Source organism: Gordonia ajococcus, assembly GCF_012974285.1.
GTDB classification, from domain to species: Bacteria; Actinomycetota; Actinomycetes; order Mycobacteriales; family Mycobacteriaceae; genus Gordonia; species Gordonia amicalis.
In genome coordinates, this window is record NZ_CP052884.1 from 3,541,822 (window position 1) to 3,563,280 (window position 21,459).

At 68.2% G+C, this 21,459-nt stretch carries 19 protein-coding genes; 9 read left to right on the forward strand and 10 right to left on the reverse strand.

Annotated elements, in window-relative coordinates; all coding sequences use genetic code 11:
- Positions 1-138: 138 nt before the first annotated feature.
- The 3 genes from ilvC to GAA2_RS16090 form a co-directional block, all read right to left on the reverse strand.
- Entirely contained in the window at positions 139-1,152 is a 1,014-nt protein-coding gene (gene ilvC, locus GAA2_RS16080; protein ID WP_006434783.1) for a ketol-acid reductoisomerase, read from the reverse strand.
- Between the two features lie 95 nt (positions 1,153-1,247).
- Positions 1,248-1,751 (reverse strand): acetolactate synthase small subunit, encoded by a 504-nt coding sequence (gene ilvN, locus GAA2_RS16085; protein ID WP_006434782.1) that lies wholly within the window; start codon positions 1,749-1,751, stop codon positions 1,248-1,250.
- Complete coding sequence (locus GAA2_RS16090) at positions 1,748-3,727, reverse strand: acetolactate synthase large subunit (RefSeq protein ID WP_006434781.1); 1,980 nt, start codon at positions 3,725-3,727, stop codon at positions 1,748-1,750. Before GAA2_RS16090 ends, ilvN begins: the two co-directional genes overlap by 4 nt.
- 334 nt (positions 3,728-4,061) lie before the next feature.
- On the opposite strand from GAA2_RS16090, the gene GAA2_RS16095 reads away from it, so the two are divergent.
- From GAA2_RS16095 to ilvD, 3 genes are all read left to right on the forward strand, one after another.
- Positions 4,062-4,541 (forward strand): PH domain-containing protein, encoded by a 480-nt coding sequence (locus tag GAA2_RS16095; RefSeq protein ID WP_096274213.1) that lies wholly within the window; start codon positions 4,062-4,064, stop codon positions 4,539-4,541.
- Between the two features lie 77 nt (positions 4,542-4,618).
- Positions 4,619-5,962 (forward strand): magnesium transporter, encoded by a 1,344-nt coding sequence (mgtE, locus tag GAA2_RS16100; RefSeq protein WP_024500522.1) that lies wholly within the window; start codon positions 4,619-4,621, stop codon positions 5,960-5,962.
- Between the two features lie 281 nt (positions 5,963-6,243).
- A complete protein-coding gene (ilvD, locus tag GAA2_RS16105; RefSeq protein WP_006434778.1) occupies positions 6,244-8,088 on the forward strand; it encodes a dihydroxy-acid dehydratase in 1,845 nt (614 codons plus the stop codon).
- An 84-nt stretch (positions 8,089-8,172) separates the two neighbouring features.
- Here ilvD and GAA2_RS16110 read toward each other — a convergent pair whose 3' ends face one another.
- On the reverse strand, positions 8,173-9,417 hold the full coding sequence (locus tag GAA2_RS16110) for a DoxX family protein (RefSeq protein ID WP_096274215.1): 1,245 nt from the start codon (positions 9,415-9,417) through the stop codon (positions 8,173-8,175).
- A gap of 106 nt (positions 9,418-9,523) precedes the next feature.
- Between GAA2_RS16110 and GAA2_RS16115 the strand changes: the two genes are divergently transcribed.
- Entirely contained in the window at positions 9,524-10,627 is a 1,104-nt protein-coding gene (locus GAA2_RS16115) for a PQQ-dependent sugar dehydrogenase (protein WP_024500524.1), read from the forward strand.
- Between the two features lie 340 nt (positions 10,628-10,967).
- Here GAA2_RS16115 and gatB read toward each other — a convergent pair whose 3' ends face one another.
- Positions 10,968-12,473, reverse strand: a complete 1,506-nt coding sequence (gene gatB, locus GAA2_RS16120; protein WP_024500525.1) for an Asp-tRNA(Asn)/Glu-tRNA(Gln) amidotransferase subunit GatB — start codon at positions 12,471-12,473, stop codon at positions 10,968-10,970.
- 115 nt (positions 12,474-12,588) lie between these two features.
- Between gatB and GAA2_RS16125 the strand changes: the two genes are divergently transcribed.
- Complete coding sequence (locus tag GAA2_RS16125) at positions 12,589-12,819, forward strand: PspC domain-containing protein (protein ID WP_024500526.1); 231 nt, start codon at positions 12,589-12,591, stop codon at positions 12,817-12,819.
- Here the strand turns inward: GAA2_RS16125 and GAA2_RS16130 are convergent, their stop codons facing one another.
- The 3 genes from GAA2_RS16130 to GAA2_RS16140 all read right to left on the reverse strand — a co-directional run bounded on the left by GAA2_RS16130 (position 12,820) and on the right by GAA2_RS16140 (position 15,915).
- Positions 12,820-13,854 (reverse strand): 6-phosphofructokinase, encoded by a 1,035-nt coding sequence (locus tag GAA2_RS16130; protein WP_024500527.1) that lies wholly within the window; start codon positions 13,852-13,854, stop codon positions 12,820-12,822.
- Between the two features lie 77 nt (positions 13,855-13,931).
- Positions 13,932-14,624, reverse strand: coding sequence for a response regulator (locus tag GAA2_RS16135; protein ID WP_159405390.1), 693 nt, complete (start codon positions 14,622-14,624; stop codon positions 13,932-13,934).
- Between the two features lie 10 nt (positions 14,625-14,634).
- The gene (locus GAA2_RS16140) at positions 14,635-15,915 is read right to left on the reverse strand and encodes a sensor histidine kinase (RefSeq protein WP_024500529.1); all 1,281 of its coding nucleotides are present in this window, start codon (positions 15,913-15,915) and stop codon (positions 14,635-14,637) included.
- A 311-nt stretch (positions 15,916-16,226) separates the two neighbouring features.
- On the opposite strand from GAA2_RS16140, the gene GAA2_RS16145 reads away from it, so the two are divergent.
- On the forward strand, positions 16,227-16,781 hold the full coding sequence (locus GAA2_RS16145) for a hypothetical protein (protein ID WP_159405389.1): 555 nt from the start codon (positions 16,227-16,229) through the stop codon (positions 16,779-16,781).
- Positions 16,778-18,028, forward strand: coding sequence for an alpha/beta-hydrolase family protein (locus GAA2_RS16150; protein WP_024500531.1), 1,251 nt, complete (start codon positions 16,778-16,780; stop codon positions 18,026-18,028). The genes GAA2_RS16145 and GAA2_RS16150 overlap by 4 nt, the downstream gene beginning before the upstream one ends.
- 83 nt (positions 18,029-18,111) lie before the next feature.
- Here GAA2_RS16150 and gatA read toward each other — a convergent pair whose 3' ends face one another.
- Together gatA and gatC are read right to left on the reverse strand one after the other, a co-directional pair.
- A complete protein-coding gene (gene gatA / locus GAA2_RS16155; protein WP_024500532.1) occupies positions 18,112-19,617 on the reverse strand; it encodes an Asp-tRNA(Asn)/Glu-tRNA(Gln) amidotransferase subunit GatA in 1,506 nt (501 codons plus the stop codon).
- Positions 19,614-19,925 carry an Asp-tRNA(Asn)/Glu-tRNA(Gln) amidotransferase subunit GatC gene (gene gatC, locus GAA2_RS16160; RefSeq protein WP_006438859.1) on the reverse strand — a complete coding sequence of 104 codons (312 nt, stop codon included), beginning with the start codon at positions 19,923-19,925 and terminating at the stop codon, positions 19,614-19,616. The genes gatA and gatC overlap by 4 nt, the downstream gene beginning before the upstream one ends.
- Before the next feature lie 233 nt (positions 19,926-20,158).
- Here gatC and GAA2_RS16165 point away from each other — a divergent pair, with 233 nt between their 5' ends.
- Positions 20,159-20,830, forward strand: coding sequence for an amino acid-binding protein (locus tag GAA2_RS16165; RefSeq protein WP_024500533.1), 672 nt, complete (start codon positions 20,159-20,161; stop codon positions 20,828-20,830).
- Between the two features lie 15 nt (positions 20,831-20,845).
- Positions 20,846-21,358 (forward strand): O-acetyl-ADP-ribose deacetylase, encoded by a 513-nt coding sequence (locus GAA2_RS16170; RefSeq protein ID WP_024500534.1) that lies wholly within the window; start codon positions 20,846-20,848, stop codon positions 21,356-21,358.
- Positions 21,359-21,459: the final 101 nt, after the last annotated feature.

Genomic DNA, 21,459 nt, shown 5'->3' on the forward strand with positions numbered 1-21,459 from the left:
GCCAGGTGTCTCACAAACAGCCTGACAGGATGCGGCGGGGTGGTGGAAATGCCGAAAAAGGGTGGCTCTGTCGTTGGCAGACGACGGCAGGCCCGCACCTCCGAAGAGGTGCGGGCCTGCTGTCAGAGTGGCTGAGACTCAGGCGGTCTCGGTGATCGGACGATCAACCCAGCTCATCAGGTCGCGCAGCTTCTTGCCGGTGACCTCGATCGGGTGCTCGGCGTTCTGCTTGCGCAGGCCTTCGAGCTCCTTGTTGCCGCCCTCGACGTTGGCGACGAGGCGCTTGACGAAGGTGCCGTCCTGGATGTCCTTGAGGATGGCGCGCATGCGCTCCTTGGTGTCGGCATCGATGACGCGCGGACCGGAGACGTAGCCACCGAACTCGGCGGTGTCGGAGACCGAGTAGTTCATGCGGGCGATGCCACCCTCGTACATGAGGTCGACGATGAGCTTGAGCTCGTGCAGCACTTCGAAGTAGGCCATCTCCGGCGCGTAACCGGCCTCGACCATGACCTCGAAGCCGGCCTTGACCAGTTCCTCGGTGCCACCGCAGAGCACGGCCTGCTCACCGAAGAGGTCGGTCTCGGTCTCTTCCTTGAAGGTGGTCTTGATGATGCCGGCACGGCCACCGCCGATGGCGCTGGCGTAGCTGAGTGCGAGGGCCTGGCCCTCACCCTTCGGGTCCTGGTGGACCGCGATGAGCGCGGGGACGCCCTTGCCGTCGACGAACTGACGACGCACCAGGTGGCCGGGGCCCTTGGGGGCGACCATGGCGACGGTGACGTTGGCCGGAGCCTTGATCAGGCCGAAGTGGATGTTCAGGCCGTGACCGAAGAACAGCGCGTCGCCGTCCTTGAGGTTCGGCTCGATGTCCTCGGTGAAGATCTGTGCCTGCGAGGTGTCGGGCGCGAGGACCATGATGACGTCGGCCCAGGCAGCAGCCTCGGCTGCGGTGAGGACCTTGAGGCCCTGCTCCTCGGCCTTGGCCTTGGACTTGGAGCCCTCACGCAGACCGATGACGACGTCGACGCCCGAGTCACGCAGCGACAGCGAATGCGCATGGCCCTGGCTGCCGTAGCCGATCACCGCGACCTTGCGACCCTGGATGATCGACAGATCCGCGTCGTCGTCGTAGAACAGTTCGATGGCCACTTTGTTTCCCTTCGATTTGTGGCGCCCCTCGCGATTTTCTCTCTCGCCGAGGGACTTCTAAATTCTTCGCCGCTGTTTCCAGCGGAGTGTATCGGTCAGCGATTGACCGACATGCTCTTCGGTCCGCGACCCAGCGCGACTGCACCGGACTGGGCGATCTCACGGATGCCGTAAGGATCGAGCATCCGCAGAAGAGCCTCGAGCTTCTCCGACGTACCGGTGGCCTCGATGGTGAGCGACTCCGGCGACACGTCGATGACCTTGGCGCGGAACAGGTTCACCACCTCGATGACCTCGGTGCGCACCGTCGAATCGGAACGGACCTTGACCATCATCAGCTCGCGGGACACCGAGTTGGCCGGGTCCTGCTCGACGATCTTGATCACGTTCACCAGCTTGTTGAGCTGCTTGGTGACCTGCTCGAGCGGGAAGTCCTCGACGGAGACCATGATGGTCATCCGCGAGATCCCCTTGAGCTCGGTCGGTCCGACGGCAAGCGACTCGATGTTGAACCCGCGACGCGAGAACAATCCGGAGACGCGGGCGAGGACGCCCGGCCGGTCCTCGACCAGGACGCTGAGGGTATGGGTGGTGCTCACTTCTGGTCCTTCTCTGCTGCGCGGTCGGCCGGAGCGTTGTCGACCTTCTGGTCCACAGTCCCGCGTGGGGCGTTCATCGTCTCGTGGATCTCGACCGGGTCCGACGCCGACTCGTCGTCGTCGAACAGCGGCCGGATGTCGCGGGCCGCCATGATCTCGTCGTTGCCGGTGCCCGCGGCGACCATCGGCCACACCTGGGCGTCCTTGCCGACGATGAAGTCGATGACGACCGGACGGTCGTTGATCGCGCGTGCCTGAGCGATGACGTCGTCGACGTCCTCCTCACGCTCGACGCGGAAAGCGACGCAGCCCAACGCTTCTGACAGCTTGACGAAGTCCGGGATCATCCGCGAATGCGTCGCCAGATCGGTGTTGGAGTACCGCTCCTCGTAGAACAGGGTCTGCCACTGCCGGACCATGCCCAGGTTGCCGTTGTTGATCAGCGCGACCTTGATCGGGATGCCCTCGATCGCGCAGGTGGCCAGTTCCTGGTTGGTCATCTGGAAGCAACCGTCGCCGTCGATGGCCCACACCTCGGTGTCGGGTGCGGCGGCCTTGGCGCCCATGGCAGCGGGGACGGCGTAGCCCATCGTGCCCAGACCACCGGAGTTGAGCCAGGTGCGCGGCTTCTCATAGGAGATGAACTGCGCCGCCCACATCTGATGCTGGCCGACGCCGGCGCAGTAGACCGCGTCGGGTCCGGCGGCCTTGCCCAGCGCCTGGATGACGAACTCCGGCGACATCGAACCGTCGGTCTGACGGTCGTAGCTCAGTGGGTACGTCTTCCGGATGCCGTCGAGGTAGGTCCACCACTCCGACAGATCCGGCGTGGCGCCACTGGTCGCCCGCTCGTCGCGCAGCGTCTCGGTCAGCTCGGCGATGACGGCTTTGCAGTCGCCGACGATCGGGACGTCGACCGGCCGGTTCTTGCCGATCTCGGCCGGGTCGATGTCGGCGTGGATGACCTTGGCGTCGGGGGCGAAGGAATCCAGCTGTCCGGTCACCCGGTCGTCGAACCGTGCGCCCAGCGTGATCAGCAGATCGCTTCGCTGCAGCGCACCGACGGCGGCCACGGTGCCGTGCATACCCGGCATACCCAGGTGCTGGTTGTGGCTGTCGGGGAACGCGCCGCGCGCCATCAGGGTCGTGACGACCGGGATGCCGGTCAGCTCGGCGAGCTCGAGCAGCTCCGCGGACGCGTTGGCCTTGATCACACCGCCACCGACGTAGAGAACCGGCGACTTCGCGGCGTTGATCATCCGAGCCGCCTCGCGGACCTGCTTGCCGTGCGGCTTGGTGACGGGACGGTAGCCGGGCAGGTCGATCTGAGGCGGCCACGAGAACGTGGTCTGGCTCTGCAGGATGTCCTTGGGGATGTCGACGAGAACCGCACCCGGACGTCCGCTCTCGGCGATGTGGAACGCCTCGGCGATGGTCTTGGGGATGTCGATCGCACGGCTGACCAGGAAGTTGTGCTTCGTGATCGGCATCGTGATGCCGGAGATGTCGGCCTCCTGGAAGGCGTCGGTGCCGATCAGCGACCGACCGACCTGACCGGTGATGGCCACGACCGGCACCGAGTCCATCTGCGCATCGGCCAGCGGGGTCACCAGGTTGGTGGCACCCGGGCCCGAGGTGGCCATCATGACGCCCGCGCGACCGGCGACCTGGGCGTAACCGGTGGCGGCGTGGCCGGCACCCTGCTCATGGCGGACCAGGACGTGACGGACCTTGGTGGAGTCCAGAAGCGGGTCGTAGACCGGCAGGACCGCGCCGCCGGGGATGCCGAAGACGACCTCGACACCGAGCTCCTCGAGGGATCGGACCACCGACTGCGCACCGCTGACGCGCTCCGGCGCGACGGTGTGCTGACCTACCGCACGGATGTTGCCCGCCGCGGGCGACTGCTGACGCAGTCCGGCGTTACGCGTCGGCTCACTGCGGCCGGCGTCGTTGCGTGCTGTTGGTGCGCTCACTGCACGATCCTCATCTTGTCTGTATTTCGGTGGTGGGGTGATGTGACTACCTGACATGAAAAAACCCCCGACAGCTTCCGCTGTTCGAGGGTGGCGCGTCGATGCCGGTAGGGGTCTGCGAAGTGACCGGTCAGGCGACGCGCCAGCCGATTACTACGAGGATCCCGTTAATCATCACGTTGATCACGGTAGGACCGCGCGTCGTTCTGAGTCAAACTCCGGACCATGCCGTCCCACATGATGGGAAGGCACAGGTGGTGACGGACGTCTCACCCACTACTCACGGGTACACCCGACGCCGGACTCGCCGCGGCCGGGTTGGCACAATGGAGACGTGCCGACTGATTCCAGCGACCCTGCCGCCCAGCCTCCGCGCAGCTCCCGGACACCACGCGACGCGGCGGCCGCCGACGACTCCCTCGAGATCACCTACCCGGTGACCTTCCGGATGAATCGGCTCGCCTACTTCACCGTGCCGATGCTCGCACTGGTCGTGGTCCTGCTGATCGGCGCCTCGCCGTGGTTCGCCTTCGCCTTCGTGGTGCCGGCCGTGCTGTGGTTCTGGATTCATCGTCTGCGCACGATCGTCACCGAGGACGGATTGCGTGCGGTCGGATTCTCGACCACCGAGGTGGCCTGGTCCGACATCGCGGGCCTGCAGTTCCCCAAGTGGAGTTCGGTGCGCGCCGTCCTCCACAACGGTGAGCGAGTTCGCCTCCCCGCCATCGGTTTCCGCGACCTGCCCGCGCTGTCGATCGTCAGCGGAGGACGGATTCCGGATCCGTTCGAGGCGGCCGCGAGCCCCGACGAGTAGAACCGGCACGCCCCAGAGGCACAGAATCGACGCTGCGCGAACGGCTTTGACACGGACTCGGCCGTTAGGCTCGTCGGGTGACGTACGCGACGCTCGACGCGAACCAACTCGACGACCTGATCTCCGACGGTGAACTCGGCGCGGTCGCGACCGCGCTGTCCGCGATCCCCGCCGGTGACATCGCCGCTCTCCTCGACCGTCTCCCCCACCAGTCGCGGGGCGTGGCGTTCCGCCTCCTGCCCAAGGATCTCGCCGTCGAGGTCTTCGACGATCTCTCCGCCGACTCCCAGCGCAGGCTCATCGACGACCTCGGGACGGTCGAAGTGGTCGCCGCGTTCGATCACCTCGACCCCGACGACCGCGCGGAACTCCTCGACGAACTGCCCGCCGGTGTCGCCCGGGCACTCATCCAGCAACTGACCCGGGCCGAACGCGACGTCACCGCCGTCGTACTGGGTTATCCCCGCGGTTCGGTGGGGCGGCGGATGAGCCCGGAGTTCGTGCACGCCCGACTCGACGAGACCGCCGGCGCGGCGCTGAGCCGAGTGAAGGAGCGCGGGCACGCCGCCGAGACCATCTACACCGTGCCCGTGCTCGACGATGCCCGCACGCTGAGCGGCGTCGTCAGTCTTCGTGACCTGCTACTCGCCGATCCGGAGGCACCCGTCGCCGGTCTGATGCGCAAGCCGATGTTCGCGCACTCCGACGACGACGCGGAGTCCACCGCCCAGCGGTGCGTCGATCGGGGCATCCTCGCGATGCCCGTCGTCGACCGCGACAACCGACTCGTCGGCGTCCTCACCATCGACGACGCGGTCGAAGTCGTCGAACAGGCCCGCGACACCGACGAAGCCCGTGCCGGTGCCCGCGAACCACTTCGCGAGCCGTACCTGCATGCGTCGATACTGTCGATCACCCGCGCCCGGATCGTGTGGCTGTTCGTCCTCGCGGTGTCGGCGATCCTCACCGTGAACGTTCTGGAGATCTTCGAGGGCACGCTCGAACAGAAGGTCGCCCTCGCGCTGTTCATCCCACTGCTCACCGGGATCGGCGGCAACACCGGTTCGCAGGCCGCGACCACCGTCACCCGCGCCCTCGCGACCGACGACGTGACGACCCGCGACGTCGTGCGCGTCGCCGGCAAGGAGATCCGGGTCGGTCTGACGATGGGCTCGCTGCTCGGCGTCGTCGGATTCGCCGTCGCCGCACTGGTGTACGGCATCGACATCGGCACGGTGATCGGCCTGACCATCGTGTCGATCTGCACGATGGCCGCGACCGTCGGCGGGGTGATGCCGCTGGTCGCGAAATCCATCCGCGTGGACCCGGCGGTGTTCTCGACCCCGTTCATCTCCACGTTCTGCGACGCGACCGGTCTCATCGTCTACTTCTCCATCGCCAAGGCGGTCTTGGGAATCTGACGCCGCCACCCGGCATCGCGAGCGTCCGTCCACGGCCGAATCGTTTTGTTTCCGCATGTCACAGCGGAGTAGCCTGGTCTCTCGGCGACTCGCGACGCCCACCCTCAGCGTGCGACGCCCCGTTCAACCCAGTTCCCGGGGCACACGGCCCTGTGAAAAACACCCTCGGGATCCCGGTGTTGACGCCACGAGTCCGACGCGGCGAACGCCTCCGGCCCAGGAGCCCGAAGGCGTTCGGCCGGAACGACTCCGCCCGACCCGACGATCGATATGAGGAAGCCATGCCAGCCCTGAGGTCACGCACCACCACCGTCGGCCGCGAAGCCGCCGGCGCCCGCTCCCTGTGGCGCGCCACCGGGATGACCGACGACGATTTCGGCAAGCCGATCGTGGCGATCGCCAACTCGTACACGCAGTTCGTGCCGGGGCATGTGCACCTCAAGGATGTCGGCGAGATCGTCGCCGACGCAGTGCGCGCCGCCGGTGGCGTCCCCCGCGAATTCCACACCATCGCCGTCGACGACGGCATCGCGATGGGTCACGGCGGCATGCTGTACTCGCTGCCCAGCCGCGAGATCATCGCCGACTCGGTCGAATACATGGTCAACGCCCACACCGCCGACGCGCTGGTGTGCATCTCCAACTGCGACAAGATCACCCCCGGCATGCTCAATGCCGCGATGCGCCTGAACATCCCGACCGTGTTCGTCTCCGGCGGACCGATGGAGGCCGGCAAGGCCGTCGTCGTCGGCGATGTCGCTCATCCGTCTTCGGACCTCATCACCACCATCTCCGCGTCGGCCAACAGCGACGTCGACGAGGCCGGGCTGGACGAGGTCGAACGGTCGGCCTGCCCGACCTGTGGCTCGTGTTCGGGCATGTTCACCGCCAACTCGATGAACTGCCTCACCGAGGCTCTCGGACTCGCCCTGCCGGGCAACGGTTCCACGCTGGCCACCCACGAGGCGCGGCGTGCGTTGTTCGAGCGCGCGGGCAAGGTGGTCATCGACGCCGCGAACCGCTGGTACCGCGACGACGACGCCTCGGTCCTGCCCCGCAACATCGCGACCCCGGCCGCCTTCCGGAACGCGATGGCGCTCGACGTCGCGATGGGCGGCTCGACCAACACCGTGCTGCACATCCTCGCCGCGGCACAGGAGGGCGAGGTCGCCGATTTCGACCTGTCGACCATCGACGAGATCAGCCGCAGGGTCCCGTGCCTGTCGAAGGTGTCCCCCAACTCCGACTACCACATGGAGGACGTCCACCGCGCCGGCGGAATCCCGGCGATCCTCGGTGAACTCCGTCGCGCCGGACTGCTCGACGACACCACCTCGACCGTCCACACGCCGACGATGGCTCAGGCCCTCGACGACTGGGACATCCGCGGCGGCAAGGCTCTCGACGAGGCCGTCGAACTGTTCCACGCGGCGCCGGGTGGCGTGCGGACGACGACCCCGTTCTCCACGGCGAACCGGTGGAGTTCACTCGACACCGACGCCGCCGGGGGCTGCATCCGCGACCTCGAGCACGCCTACACCGTCGAAGGCGGGCTGTGCGTGCTGCGCGGCAACCTCGCGCCCGACGGTGCCGTTCTCAAGACCGCCGGCATCGACGAGGACCTGTGGCACTTCGAGGGTCCGGCCCGCGTGGTCGAGAGCCAGGAGGATGCCGTCCAGGTCATCCTCTCGAAGACCATCCAGGCCGGCGAGGTCCTGGTCGTGCGCTACGAAGGCCCTGCGGGTGGTCCGGGCATGCAGGAGATGCTGCACCCGACCGCCTTCATGAAGGGCACCGGCATGGGCAAGAAGTGCGCGCTCATCACCGACGGCCGGTTCTCCGGCGGATCGTCGGGTCTGTCGGTCGGCCACATGTCGCCGGAGGCGGCGTCGGGGGGCGCGATCGGACTCGTCGAGGACGGCGACCGGATCCTCATCGACGTCAAGACGCGTCGACTCGAGGTGCTCGTCGACGACGACGTGCTCGCCGAGCGCCGGGCGAAGATGGAGGCCTCCGAGCGTCCGTGGCAGCCGAAGGACCGTCAGCGCACGGTCACGACCGCGCTGCGCGCGTACGCGAAGCTCGCGACCTCGGCCGACAAGGGCGCGGTCCGTCAGGTCGACTGACGCCTCTCAGCAGAAGATGCGGGGTGCGTACCGGAGTCCGGTACGCACCCCGCATCCTGTGTCGGAGCTTGCTCGTCGTGCGACTCAGTTGAGCGGGTTGGTGCCGTTCGCCAGAATCCAGACGGCAGCGGCCGCCCCGATGCCGACGATCAGCCACACGAAGGACCCGACGAACGGTCGACGGGCCCAGCCCCGCGGGTAGTCCAGTGAGTACAGGCCGGGACCGGTGAGGATGACCGCGGCCGCGGTGGCCGCGAGGAACAACTCGTACTCCGCTCCCTGTGCCGCGGCGAAGAATTCGAAGCCGCCGGCCGAGGACACCCGGTACGCCGCGGCGACGAGCATCGTGCCGAGGATCGCCGACGCGCCGATCGGGGTCAGCAAGCCGAGGATCACCATGAGGCCGCCGACCGTCTCCGCGAGTGCGCCGACGATCGCGAGGATCTGCGCGTAGTCGGCGTTGAACCCGCCGTCGACGAGCATCTGCTCGAATCCGCTGAGCCGCGGCCCGTTCCAGAGGCCGAACAGTTTCTGCAGGCCGTGTGCGCCGACGAACGCGCCGAGCGCGATCCGCAGCAGCAACAGGCCGAGGTCGATGGTGCCGCGCCGCGACTTCGCGACAGCGTCCTCGAGTTCGTCGTCGGCCACCGACCTCGTGTCGTACTCGTCCTCATGCGCCCGGCTCCGTCGACGACCGAACAGTCGCCGACCCGGTGACTCGTCGTCGAGCAAAGCGGTGTCCGACGAACGCGGTTCGTCCGGGTGCGCGCGGTAACGGCCGGTGTCGTCCTCGTCGTCGAGGAAGTCGTAGCGGCCGGTGCCGACCGGTGGCAACGCGGGTTCGGGCCTGGTCGCGGTGTCGTCGGCGGGGATCTCGACGGAGGTACCGGTCTGGGCGGCCGGGCGGCGCCCGAACGCGACGGTCAATTCGCCGTCCGACTGCGGGCTCCGGGACTCCGGAGTGCTCGCAGGTCCCGCGGTGCCCCGAGGTTCCGGGGAGCGAGCAGGTACGGGGCTGCTCGCAGGTTCCGGGGTGCGCACGGTTTCGTGTACAGGTGCCGGTGGCGGGTTGTCCACGGTGCCCCTGATCTGGCGGGTCTCCACATCGCCGGGATCGATGTCGTCGAGTTCGTCGACCCGCGAATACGGTGCCGGCGAACGCCGTGCGTGCCGGTTGTAGAAGTCGTCCCGGTCGACCGCGGGCGGCGGTACGGCGGTCGGTGGATGGTCCGTCACCGGGATCTGACCGGTCGGCTCGTCGTATGGGCTGGTCGCGGACGGGCTCGACGTATCGGGCTCCCTGTCGCTCGGCGTGTCGCGTTCGCTCACATGCCCGACTCTAGAGGCTCGCGGTGTGCGGTCCCCGCACCCCGACGGGGTGAGTCGGCACACCACTACTGTGGACGCCATGTGGAAGGGGCGGCCGACGGGCCGAATGCTGGTGGCGTTTCTGGCGGTGATCGCGCTCGCTCTGGGCGGCTGCGCGAACTTCACCGAACAGGACCGTCAGCGGGAGGCCGGCGCGTTCAGTCCCAACAACCGTCCGAGTGGCCAGGCCGAGCCGACGCCGCCCCCGGAGACGCCGCGGGAGACCCAGCCGCCGCCGACGGGACCGTGCGTCGACCCCGATCCCGCGGTGATCGCGACCTGTCTCGCGTCGACGGGTGGGGTGATGCCCGGTGACGAGCAGGGCGAGGTCACGGTCGTCGCCGAACGCACGACCGGGAAGATCATCACCACCAAGCGCTATGGCCCCGAACGGGTCCTCGGTCAGGCCCCGGTCGACGCGTCGGGCGACGGCGGACTCATCGATTTCGCCTTCTCCCCCACCTACTCCCAGGACCGCCTGATCTACGCACTGATCACCACGCCGTCGGACAATCGGGTCGTCCGTCTCGCCCCCGGCGACGTGCCGAAGCCGATCCTGACCGGAATCCCCAAGGGCGCCACCGGGAACATGGGCTCGATGTACTTCCGCTCGCCCACCGAGCTGGTGGTCGCCACCGGCGACGCCGGGAACCCGGCCGCCGCTGACGACGCGTCGTCTCTGGCCGGAAAGCTGCTGCTGATCACCTCGTTCACCTCGGGTGTGAGCCCGCGTCCGCAGATCCTGGCCTCGGGTTTCGGATCATCGGTCGCCCTGTGCCCCAACGCATCCACCGGGACCATCTACGTCGCCGACCAGAAGGCCACCGAGGACCGCGTGCAGGTCATCGAAGAAGGTGGCCCCAAGGTGCTGTGGACGTGGCCCGACAAGCCGCAGATCGCCGGGTGCGGCGTGGCCGGCGGCAGCATCTTCGTCTCGACGACCCGCACCCAGCGGATCGAGGGCATCCGCGAACCGACCCGCGAGGACCCGACGATCACCCCTCCCGTCGTAGCCCTCGACCGCCGCTACGGCGCGCTCGGCCGGATGGCCGCTCTTCCCAACGGACTCCTGCAGGTGGCCACCGTCAACAAGCAGGTCGGCAATCCGAAGCCGACCGACGACCGCGTGTTCCGCTTCCTCCCGCAGGGTGGGGGCAACGACCGGACCTGAGCGGGCTTCGACCGCACCGGGCTTCGACGCGGTTCCTCGCTGCGCTCGGTACCGGCTCAGCCGGCAGCAAGCACCACCCACGCTGCGCTCGGTACCGGCTCAGCCGACAGGAAAACACCACCGACACTGCGCGCGATACCGGCTCAGCCGGCAAGAAGCACCACCGACACTGCGCTCGGTACCGGCTCAGCCGACAGGAAAACACCACCCACGCTGCGCTCGGTACCGGCTCAGCCGACAGGAAACACCACCCATGCTGCGCTCGGTACCGGCTCAGCCGACAGGAAAACACCACCCACGCTGCGCTCCGTACCGGCTCAGCCGGCAGCAAGCGCCACCGCTAGGAGCAGGCCGCGAGCACCAGTTCCTTGACCCGTGCCGGGTCGGCCTGTCCGCGGGTGGCCTTCATGACGTCGCCGACGATCTTGCCGGCCGCGGCGACCTTGCCCCCGCGGATCTTCTCGGCGATGTCGGGGTTGGCGGCCAGGGCGTCGTCGACGGCCTTCTGCAGGGCCGAGTCGTCGCGGACGACCTCGAGGCCGCGGTCGGCCACGATCTGCTTCGGCTCACCTTCACCGTCGAGCACCGCGGTGGCGACCTGCTGGGCGAGCTTGGTGGTCAGCTTGCCCTCGTCGACGAGTCCGATGATCTCGGCGACCTGCGCCGGCGTGACGGACAGGTCGGCGAGTTCCACGCCACGCGAATTGGCCTGCTGCGCAAGGAACGACACCCACCAGCCGCGGGCGGCCTCGGGTGACGCACCGGCGTCGACGGTGGCGATGATGAGGTCGACGGCTCCGACGTTCACCAGGTCGCGCATGACCTCGTCGGAGACGCCCCATTCCTCCTGGATGCGCGCGCGACGCAACCACGGCAACTCGGGCAGCGTGGCTCGGAGTTCCTCGATCCACGCCGAATCCGGCTGGACCGGAGGAAGATCCGGCTCCGGGAAGTAGCGGTAGTCCTCCGCGGTCTCCTTGCGGCGTCCGGCCGAGGTGGTGCCGTCGGCCTCGTGGAAGTGCCGGGTCTCCTGCACGATCTCGCCGCCGGTCTGCAGGATCGCCGCCTGGCGGCGCATCTCGTAGCGCACGGCGACCTCGACGCTCTTGAGCGAGTTGACGTTCTTGGTCTCGGTGCGGGTACCGAATTCGGCCGCGCCCTTGGCCATCAGCGACAGGTTCACGTCGCAGCGCATCGAGCCCTGGTCCATGCGCACGTCCGACACGTCGAGGGACTTGAGCAGGTCGCGCAGCGCCGTCACATAAGCGCGTGCAACCTCGGGTGCACGCTCGCCGGCTCCGACGATGGGTCGGGTGACGATCTCGACGAGCGGCACGCCGGCGCGGTTGTAGTCGAGCAGCGAGTGGCTCGCACCGTGGATTCGGCCGGTGGCGCCGCCGATGTGCAGCGACTTGCCGGTGTCCTCCTCCATGTGTGCCCGCTCGATCTCCACGCGCCACGTGGTGCCGTCGGCGAGCAGGACGTCGAGGTAACCGTCGTATGAGGTGGGCTCGTCGTACTGCGAGATCTGGTAGTTCTTCGGCTGGTCCGGGTAGAAGTAGTTCTTCCGCGCGAACTTGCTCGACGGCCGGATCGAGCAGTTCAGTGCCAGGCCGATGCGGATCGCCGATTCGATGGCCTTGGCGTTGGCGACCGGCAGCGAGCCGGGCAGACCGATGCACACCGGGCACACCTGAGTATTGGGGTCGGCGCCGAACTCGGTCGGGCATCCGCAGAACATCTTGGTCGCGGTACCCAGCTCGACGTGCACCTCGAGGCCCATCACCGGATCGAAAGCGGCGATGACCTCGTCGTACTCCAACAGTTCGACGGCGGCGGAAGTCATGGCTGCCAGTTTATGCGGCGATATCCCAGGGATACGTTCAGGGTGATCACCGATGCCGGGAACCGGTCGTCGAACCTACCGTCGAAGACATCAGTTCACCGACCGAGGAGTCCCGATGACCACCGCACAACCTGCTTCCCCCGCCCCGCGACTGACGCGATCACGCTCGAACGCATGGCTCGGCGGCGTCTGCGGCGGTATCGCCGAACGATGGGGCTGGGACCCGACCCTGGTGCGTGTCCTGTTCGTGCTGTCGATGCTCCTCCCCGGCCCCCAGGTGCTCATCTACCTGGCGCTGTGGATCGTCATCCCCCGCGAACCCGCACCGGCCATCACCGCGGTCTAGCTAGCCGAAGATGACCCGGATCTCCTTGTACTGATCCAGGGGCACGGTTTTCAGTTCCCCGAGCGCCTCGTCGAAGGTGATCCGGTCGATCCGGGTCCCGTGGAGGGCGACCATGTGTCCCCAGCCCTTCTCGGCGACCAGGTCCGCGGTGGCCATGCCCATGCGGGTGGCGAGAACCCGGTCATAGGCCGACGGCACACCGCCGCGTTGGATGTAGCCGAGGACCGTTGCCCGGGTCGCGATGCCGGTCCGTTCCTCGATGAGCGGCGCCAGCACCTCCGCGACACCACCGAGGCGTGGCCGGTTGAATTCGTCGCGCCCCTTGGTGGAGTACGCCTCCGTCATCTCGGGGAGCTTGAAACCCTCGGCGACGACGACCATCGGTGCACGACCGCGCGCCTTGACACTGGTCACCCAGGCGCATATCTGATCGAGACTCTCGGGGTGCTCGGGGATGAGGATGACGTGCGCGCCGCCGGCGATACCCGAGTGCAGGGCGATCCAGCCGGCGTGGCGCCCCATCACCTCGAGCACCATGCACCTCCTGTGCGAGTTGCCGGTGGTCCGTAAGCGGTCGATGGCCTCGGTTGCGATCTCGACGGCGGTGTTGAATCCGAACGTGTAGTCGGTGGCGTCGATGTCGTTGTCGATCGTCTTCGGGACGCCGACGATGTTGATGCCGTCGTCGAACAGTCGCTTCGACGCCGACGCCGTGCCCTCGCCGCCGATCGCGATGACACCGTCGATGCCGAGGTTCTCGAGCACCTTCTTGATGTTGTCGGGGCCGCCGTCGGGTTCGGTGTAGGGACCGAACCTGCTCGTCCCCAGGATCGTTCCGCCCTGATTGGACAGACCGCGCACCGTGGATCGGTTCAGTTCCATGATGTCGCCGTAGACGAGACCCGCCCAGCCGTCCTTGAAGCCGACGAACTCGTGACCGTAGACGGTCTCACCCTTGAGCACCGCACCGCGGATGACGGCGTTCAGACCGGGGCAGTCACCGCCGGAGGTCAGAATGCCGAATCTCTTGGCCATGTGGTGAGACCCTCCTTCTCGAGCGCGACGGACACCCCCAATCTAGTGCCCGCGTGCCCGACCCGCTGACCACGAAATCACTTGATCCCGTTCTCGTAGGCGAACACCACGGCCTGCGCTCGATCGCGCAGCGCCAGCTTGCCCAGGAGACTGCTCACGTGGGTCTTGACGGTCTGTTCGGTGACGTAGAGATCGGCGCCGATCTCGGCGTTCGACTTGCCGTCGGCCACCAGATCGAGTACCTCTCGCTCGCGCGGGGTGAGGTGTTCGAGTGCGGGGTTGCGGCTGGGGCGTCGACGGCGTGCGGTCACCTCGGTGATGAGTCGCTTGGTGATCGACGGCGCGAGTAGCGCTTCGCCGGCGGCGACCACGCGCACCGCACGCACGAGTTCGTCGGCGGGCGCGTCCTTGAGCAGGAAGCCCGACGCACCGATCCGCAACGCCTCGTAGACGTAATCATCGATGTCGAAGGTGGTGAGCATCAGCACGCGCGTCGGCGGTTCCAGCCCGGCCGACAGGATCTGTTCGGCGGCCCACAGCCCGTCCTTGCGCGGCATCCGCACGTCCATCAGGACGACGTCGGGACGCGCACGCCGGCACACCTCGACCGCTTCGACCCCGTCGGCGGCGTCCCCGAGCACGGACAGGTCGGGCTGGGCGGCGAGCAGGGCCGAGAAACCCTGACGCACCATCGCCTGGTCGTCGGCGATGACCACGGTGATCGGACCGGTGTTGCCCTGTGCTTGCTGCGATTCCGCGTTGATCGGCACGCCTGCCACGCTACTGGTCGGAGACTGGCGAGGAGACCTTCGGCACGGTCGCCGACGACGGTGCGCCGGCGATGACCCCGTCGCGTGGTGGCGTCATCGGGATCCGCGCACGCACCGCGAACCCGCCGTCGACCGTCGGTGCCGCGACGAGCGAACCCCCTACGGCCTGCGCACGTTCGAGCATCCCGGGGATACCGACGCCGTTGCCGCCGATCCCGAGGGGTTCGGCCGTCGGCGTCGAATTGACCACAGCCACCTCGACGGTGCCGTGCTCACCCGGTGTCACACTCACCAGCGTGCGGCTGCCCGGCGCGTGTCGGGTGGCGTTGGCCAGCGACTCCTGAACGATCCGGTAGATCACCAGTGCCGCCGATTCCCCCACCCCGGCATCGTCGACCTCGCGGATCAGCGTGACCTCGGAGCCGGCCCGAGTGGTCGCGGCGACGAGCGAATCGATCTGCGCCAGGCCCGGATTGGGGGCCGTGGTCTCGGCGCCCTCGACCCGCAGCACCCCGAGCAGCTGGCGGACCTCGTCGAGTGAGGTCCGGGCGGCATCGGCGATGGCGTCGAATTCGGCTGCCGCCGCGGGCGAGACGTCGTCGATCCGGTAGCGCGCGGTCTGCGACATCACGACGACCATCGACATGCGGTGTGCCACCACGTCGTGCAGGTCGCGGGCGATGCGCGCGCGTTCCTGCAGCACCGCGGATTCGGCCTCCGCCTCCTCGGTTTGTCTCGTGCGAACGGCGAGCTGCCGCCGCGACGCCATCAGTCCGCGGAGCAGTGCCACGACGACCGCGAGCACCGAGATCCCGACGATCCACGCGGGGTGCACCGCGTAGGCGACGACGAGCGAGGTCGTGAGCCACACCAGCGGAATCCATCGCAACGGGCAGCGCAGCATCACCATGGCCGTCAGCACGAGCAGCTCGATGAAATGGGTGACCTGGATGGTGAGTTCCCAATCGTTGCGCGTGGGCACGACGAGACCGATGACCTGCGCCGAGACCACCGAGACCGCCCAGCCGACGAGCGGCGCCGACCAGGCGAGCGCGATGGGGAGCGCGGCGAACGCCGCGACGACGGGCAGGACGAACGCCGGCACGGAGTGCGTGACCGGCAGGGTCGGCCACGCGATCGAGTACATGATCAGGGCCACGACCAGGAAGAACCAGTTGACCCGCGAGGAGAAATAGGCACGCACCGCGGGGTCCTGGGCGACCGGCGCGGTGGACGCCCAGCCGACGAAGTCACCGCCGGCCGCGCGCAGATGCTTGCGTAAACCGAACATGAGGTTCACCCTAGGCTCCGAGGGGCCCGGCAGTCCTCATACTTTCGGGGGAGACGACCTCGTTCCCGAGTAGTGTCCGCCGCCGGACATCCCCGCCCCGCCGGTGATTACGAACCGCCCGTCGGAGCGATGTGGACCGGCGGTTTCACCACTTAGCGTCAACGGCCATGAACCCTCCCGGACCACTGCGGAAATGGCCTTCGGACAACACTTCTCACCTTGATCACGGCGCGGACCCGGCGCACCGACGGGGCCGGATCCGAACCCTCGTCGCCGCACTGACACTCGCTGTTCTCCTTGCCGGACAATGGATGTCGACGGCGCAAGCAGTCGCCGGTGACACCGGTTCCATCGCGGGTCCGGTCATCCCGCACCCCGAGGATGCCGACAATCCATATGCCGCAGCCGTCGTCGCACTGACCGGACCGGCTCCGGCCACGACGATGGACGTCCTGCCCGCATCCTTCGAGATGCACATGGGTTACACGCCGACGGTCGTGACCGGTGTACCCACGGACCCGGACGGCGGCTGCTCGTCGCCGGTACCGCTCCCGGACCGGTTCACACCGCTGTGCCGCACACACGATTTCGGCTACGACCTGTTGCGTGCTGCCGCGGCAGACGGCCGACCGCTGGGATCGTGGGCGCGATTCGCCCTGGACCGCATGCTGATCGAGGCGATGCAGCGTTCCTGCGATGATCCCGCCTGCGCGACCGCGGCCCGCGTAGCCCGCATCGGTCTGGCCTGGAACACCTGGCGCCAGTTCGGTGGACCGCCGATCCGACAGGAATCGATTCCCCAGCTGGTGTCCACCACGGTCGAACGCGCGCTGGTCGATCGGCAGCCCACCGAGGAGCTCTCATGACCAGCGCGCCTGCCGCTCGCGTGTCGATGGACGCCGGGCGAGCTCTGCCTCCCCCGGTTCTCGTGGTCAGTATCGTCGCTTCGTATCTCCTGGCGCTCCATCCCGGAACGCTTCCGCGCGACGCGGCGACGACCGCGGTCGTGACGTCCGGCTTCGCCGCCGTGGGCGCGGTCGTGGGAATGCTGTTGTCAGGATGGGCTTCTCGGCGACGCCCGCACCCGGACACGCAGACGCGTCGCGTCGTCTTCGGTGCCGGGGTGCTGATCGCGGCCGGCGGTGCGGGACTGTCGGTGTGGTGGCAGAGCTTGATCCGCGCCGCGGTCGGGGCGCCACCCGTTGGGCCCGACTGGTGGGTTGCGGCTACGGTCGCACCCGCTGCAGCGGTCGCCGCGATCGTGCTGATCCCCCGCGTCACCGCGGTGATCGCGGCGTCGGCGGTCGCGCTCACCGCCGGACTTCTCACCCCGGCCGACGCCGGTGCCGACCGCGGACAACCGTTGCCGCGCACCATCGTCGTCTCCGAGTTCGGGACTCTGCTGCGCGGAGAACTCGCCGCACCGGAATTCGATCGTCCGGCAGAACGGTTGGTGAGGTCCTGGATGCACAGCGGCGGACTGTCGGCTCGCGCGGTGATCGTTGCGGTCCCCACCGGGTCGGGCTGGGTCGACCCGGCCGCGGTCGCCGGTTTCGTCGACCGCTTCGACGGCGACGTCCGGATACTGACACTCCCCTACGCCGACGTGCCGTCGTGGAAAGCGTTCATCTCCGATGATGCGGCCGCGGCGGAATCGTCGATCACGCTGGTCCGCGAACTCGCGAAGGTCCTGGCGAGCCGGTCCGCGGGCGCCCGGCCCCGGTTGGTGCTCTACGGCCAGAGCCTCGGCGCGGTGGGGGCCGACGCCGCCCGGGTCTGGCTCGAGGACCATCACCCGTCACTGCTCGCGGAGACCGTCCTGACCGCACCGCCCGAGGGGACGGTGGCGCAGGCGTCGAGAACGCCGCGGATCGTCATGGCCAATCGCAGCGATCCGGTGGTCCGCTGGTCACTCGGTTCGCTGTGGCGTCCGCCTGCGTATCCCGACGACACCGTGCTCGGCGGTCGACGGGTACCCGAGGTCCCCTGGCTGCCGGTCGTCGGATTCCTGCAGTCCAGCGTCGACCTGCTGGCCGCGCTCGACGGACCGACGGGCGTCGGTCACCGCTACGGGACCGAGCAGGCGCGACCGGTCAGCGGCCTGCCGCGGTGACCTCGCAAACCCACCACAGATGGACGAACCCACCACCTGAAACGGTGGTGGGTTCGCCCAAAAGTGGTGGGTGTGCAGTGACGTCAGATGATCGCGCCGCGAGCCGCCTCATACGACGCGCCGACCCGGTAAAGCCGGTCGTCGGCGAGTGCGGGCGCCATGATCTGCAGGCCGACGGGCATGCCGTCGTCCTTCGACAGCCCGGACGGCACGGACATCGACCCGATGCCGGCCAGGTTCACCGGCAGCGTGCAGAGGTCGAACAGGTACATCGCCAGCGGATCGTCGACCTTCTCCCCGATCGGGAAGGCGGTGGTCGGGGTGGTCGGCGAGATCAGCACGTCGACCTTCTCGAAGGCGGCGGTGAAGTCGCGCGAGATCAGGGTGCGGACCTTCTGCGCCTGACCGTAGTAGGCGTCGTAGTAGCCCGAGGACAGCGCGTAGGTGCCGATCATGATGCGGCGCTTCACCTCTGGGCCGAAACCGGCTTCGCGGCTCAGCGCCATGACCTCGTCGGCCGAATGCGAACCGTCGTCGCCGACGCGTAGTCCGTACCGCATGGCGTCGAAGCGTGCGAGGTTCGACGACACCTCTGACGGGAGGATCAGATAGTAGGCGCCGAGCGCGTAGGTGAAGTGCGGGCAGCTGACCTCGACGACCTCCGCGCCGCGCTCGGTGAGCAGTTCGACCGCCTGGTTAAAGGAATCGAGCACGCCGGACTGGTAGCCCTCGCCCTGCAGTTCGGTGACGACGCCGATCTTGACGCCTTTGAGGTCCTGTTCCGCACCTTCGCGAGCGGCCGCGACCACGTCGGGTACCGGCACGTTGATCGAGGTGGAGTCACGCGGGTCGTGTCCGGCGATGACCTCGTGCAGCATCGCGGTGTCGAGGACCGTGCGGCCACACGGGCCGCCCTGGTCGAGCGACGACGCGCACGCGACGAGTCCGTAGCGGGAGACGGTGCCGTAGGTCGGCTTGACGCCGACGGTCGCGGTGACGGCGGCCGGCTGCCGGATCGAGCCGCCCGTGTCGGTACCGATCGCGAGCGGGGCCTCATACGACGCGAGCGCCGCGGCGCTGCCGCCGCCCGAGCCGCCGGGGATCCTGGTGGGGTCCCACGGGTTTCGGGTCAGCTGGTAGGCGGAGTTCTCGGTCGAGCTGCCCATGGCGAACTCGTCCATGTTGGTCTTGCCCAGGATCGGGATGCCTGCGGCGCGGAGCCGCTCGGTGACCGCGGCGTCGTAGGGCGGAACCCAACCCTCGAGGATCTTGGAACCGCACGTCGTGGGGGCGTCGGTGGTGGTGAAGACGTCCTTGAGCGCGATCGGCACACCGGCGAGCGACGACACGGCGTCGCCCGAGGCGATCGCGTCGTCGGCGGCTTTGGCAGCGACGAGCGCCTCGGCGCCGCTGACGTGCAGGAAGGCCCCCAGCTCGCCGTCCACCTCGGCGATGCGGTCGAGGTGGGCCTGTGTGACCTCGACCGAGCTGACCTCGCGGGTCGCGATCTTGGTGGCGAGTTCGGCCGCGGACAGACCGGTCAGGTCACCGGCGGGACGAGGAGCTGCGGCGTGCGAATCGGGGCTCACTGCTCTTCTCCCAGGATCTGCGGAACGGCGAAACGGTCCTGTTCGACGGCCGGCGCACCGGACAGCGCGGCGTCGGTGCTCAGGCCGGGCACGACGACGTCGGGACGCAGCACGTTGGCGAGTTCGGCCGGATGCGCGGTTCCGGGCACGTCGTCGGCGGCCACCTCCGACACCGACGCGACGTGGGTCAGGATCGAGTCCAGCTGCTTGGCGTAGACATCGAGTTCGTCCTCGCTCAGCGCCAGTCGCGACAGTCGCGCCAGATGCGCGACCTCTTCACGCGATATGGACTTCGGTTCGCCAGCCACCGTCAGCGTCCTCTCTCACCATCACTTGCTCGGTCATGTCGCTCACCCGACGCCCATGCGACGCAGATGCGCCTCTCCAGCCTATGGGAACGCGCCAACCCGACTCACCCCAGCCACCGGTTGCACCTCCCGGACACACCCGCCCCGCCCCCGGCGCGGCGCACCCGGTCGCCTCCGGCGCGGCGCACCCGGTCGCCCCCGGCGCTGCGCGCGCCGTCGCCACGGGTGCGAGAATGACCCACGTGTCTTACCTGTTGCGCGTCCAGCTCGAGGACCGTCCCGGCAGTCTCGGCGTGCTCGCCGTGCAGCTCGGTTCGGTCGGTGCCGACATCCTGTCACTCGAAGTGGTCGAACGCGGCAACGGTTATGCCGTCGACGACCTGGTCGTCGAGGTGGCACCCGGTGCGCTGCCGGACAGCCTGATCACGGCAGCCGAGAAGGTCAACGGCGTTCGCGTGGATTCGATCCGCCCGTATTCCGGCGTGCTCGACACCCACCGCGAACTCGAGCTCGTCGACCAGGTCGCCACCGCGAAGCGCAAGGATCGCCTCCAGGTCCTCGTCGACAACGCCCCGCGCGTGCTGCGGGTGTCGTGGGCGATGGTCATCACCAGGGCCAGCGGCGGCGTCCTACAGCTGTTCGGCTCCTCCGGCGCCCCGGAAACCCCACTCACCAGGGCTGATTGGCTGCCTCTGGAGCATGCGGCGCAACTCGACGCCGAAGGCGACTGGGTGCCGGGTGCATGGCAGGACATGGACACCCGCCTCGCCGCGGCGCCGATCGGCTCCAATGACAAGGCGATCCTGCTCGGCCGCATCGGCGGGCCGGATTTCCGGCCCTCGGAGGTCGCCCGACTCGGCTACCTCGCCGGGATCGTCAGTACGGTGTTGCGCGCCGACGGTTAGCAGGATGATGGAGGCATGACCTCCATCACACTCACGCAAGGAGACATCACCCTTCAGTCGGTCGACGCGATCGTCAATGCCGCCAATTCGACACTCCTCGGCGGTGGCGGGGTCGACGGCGCCATCCATCGGCGTGGAGGTCCCGCGATTCTCGCCGAGTGCAAGGAACTCCGGGCCGGACGCTACAAGCGCGGACTCCCCGTCGGCGAAGCAGTTGCCACCACCGCCGGCGATCTGGATGCACGCTGGGTCATCCACACGGTCGGACCGGTGCACTCCCACGATGAGGACCGATCCGAATTCCTGGTCGCCTGCTATCGCGAATCCCTCCGCGTGGCAGACGAATTGGGTGCGACGACGATCGCCTTCCCGGCCATCTCGACCGGCGTCTACGGTTGGCCCATGGCCGATGGCGCACGCCGGGCCATCGACACCGTCCGGTCCGTGGACACCGCGATGACCGAGATCCGGTTCGTGTTGTTCGATCCGCGGGCGTACCGCGCCTTCGACGCCGCGCTCAACGGTTAGCGCTGCTCAACGAAAAGAATTCGCTCCTGAGGAGCGGACTTACGAAGCGGAATCCCTGCTCCCTGAGGAGCGACCGGAGCGGACTGACGAAGCGGAATCCC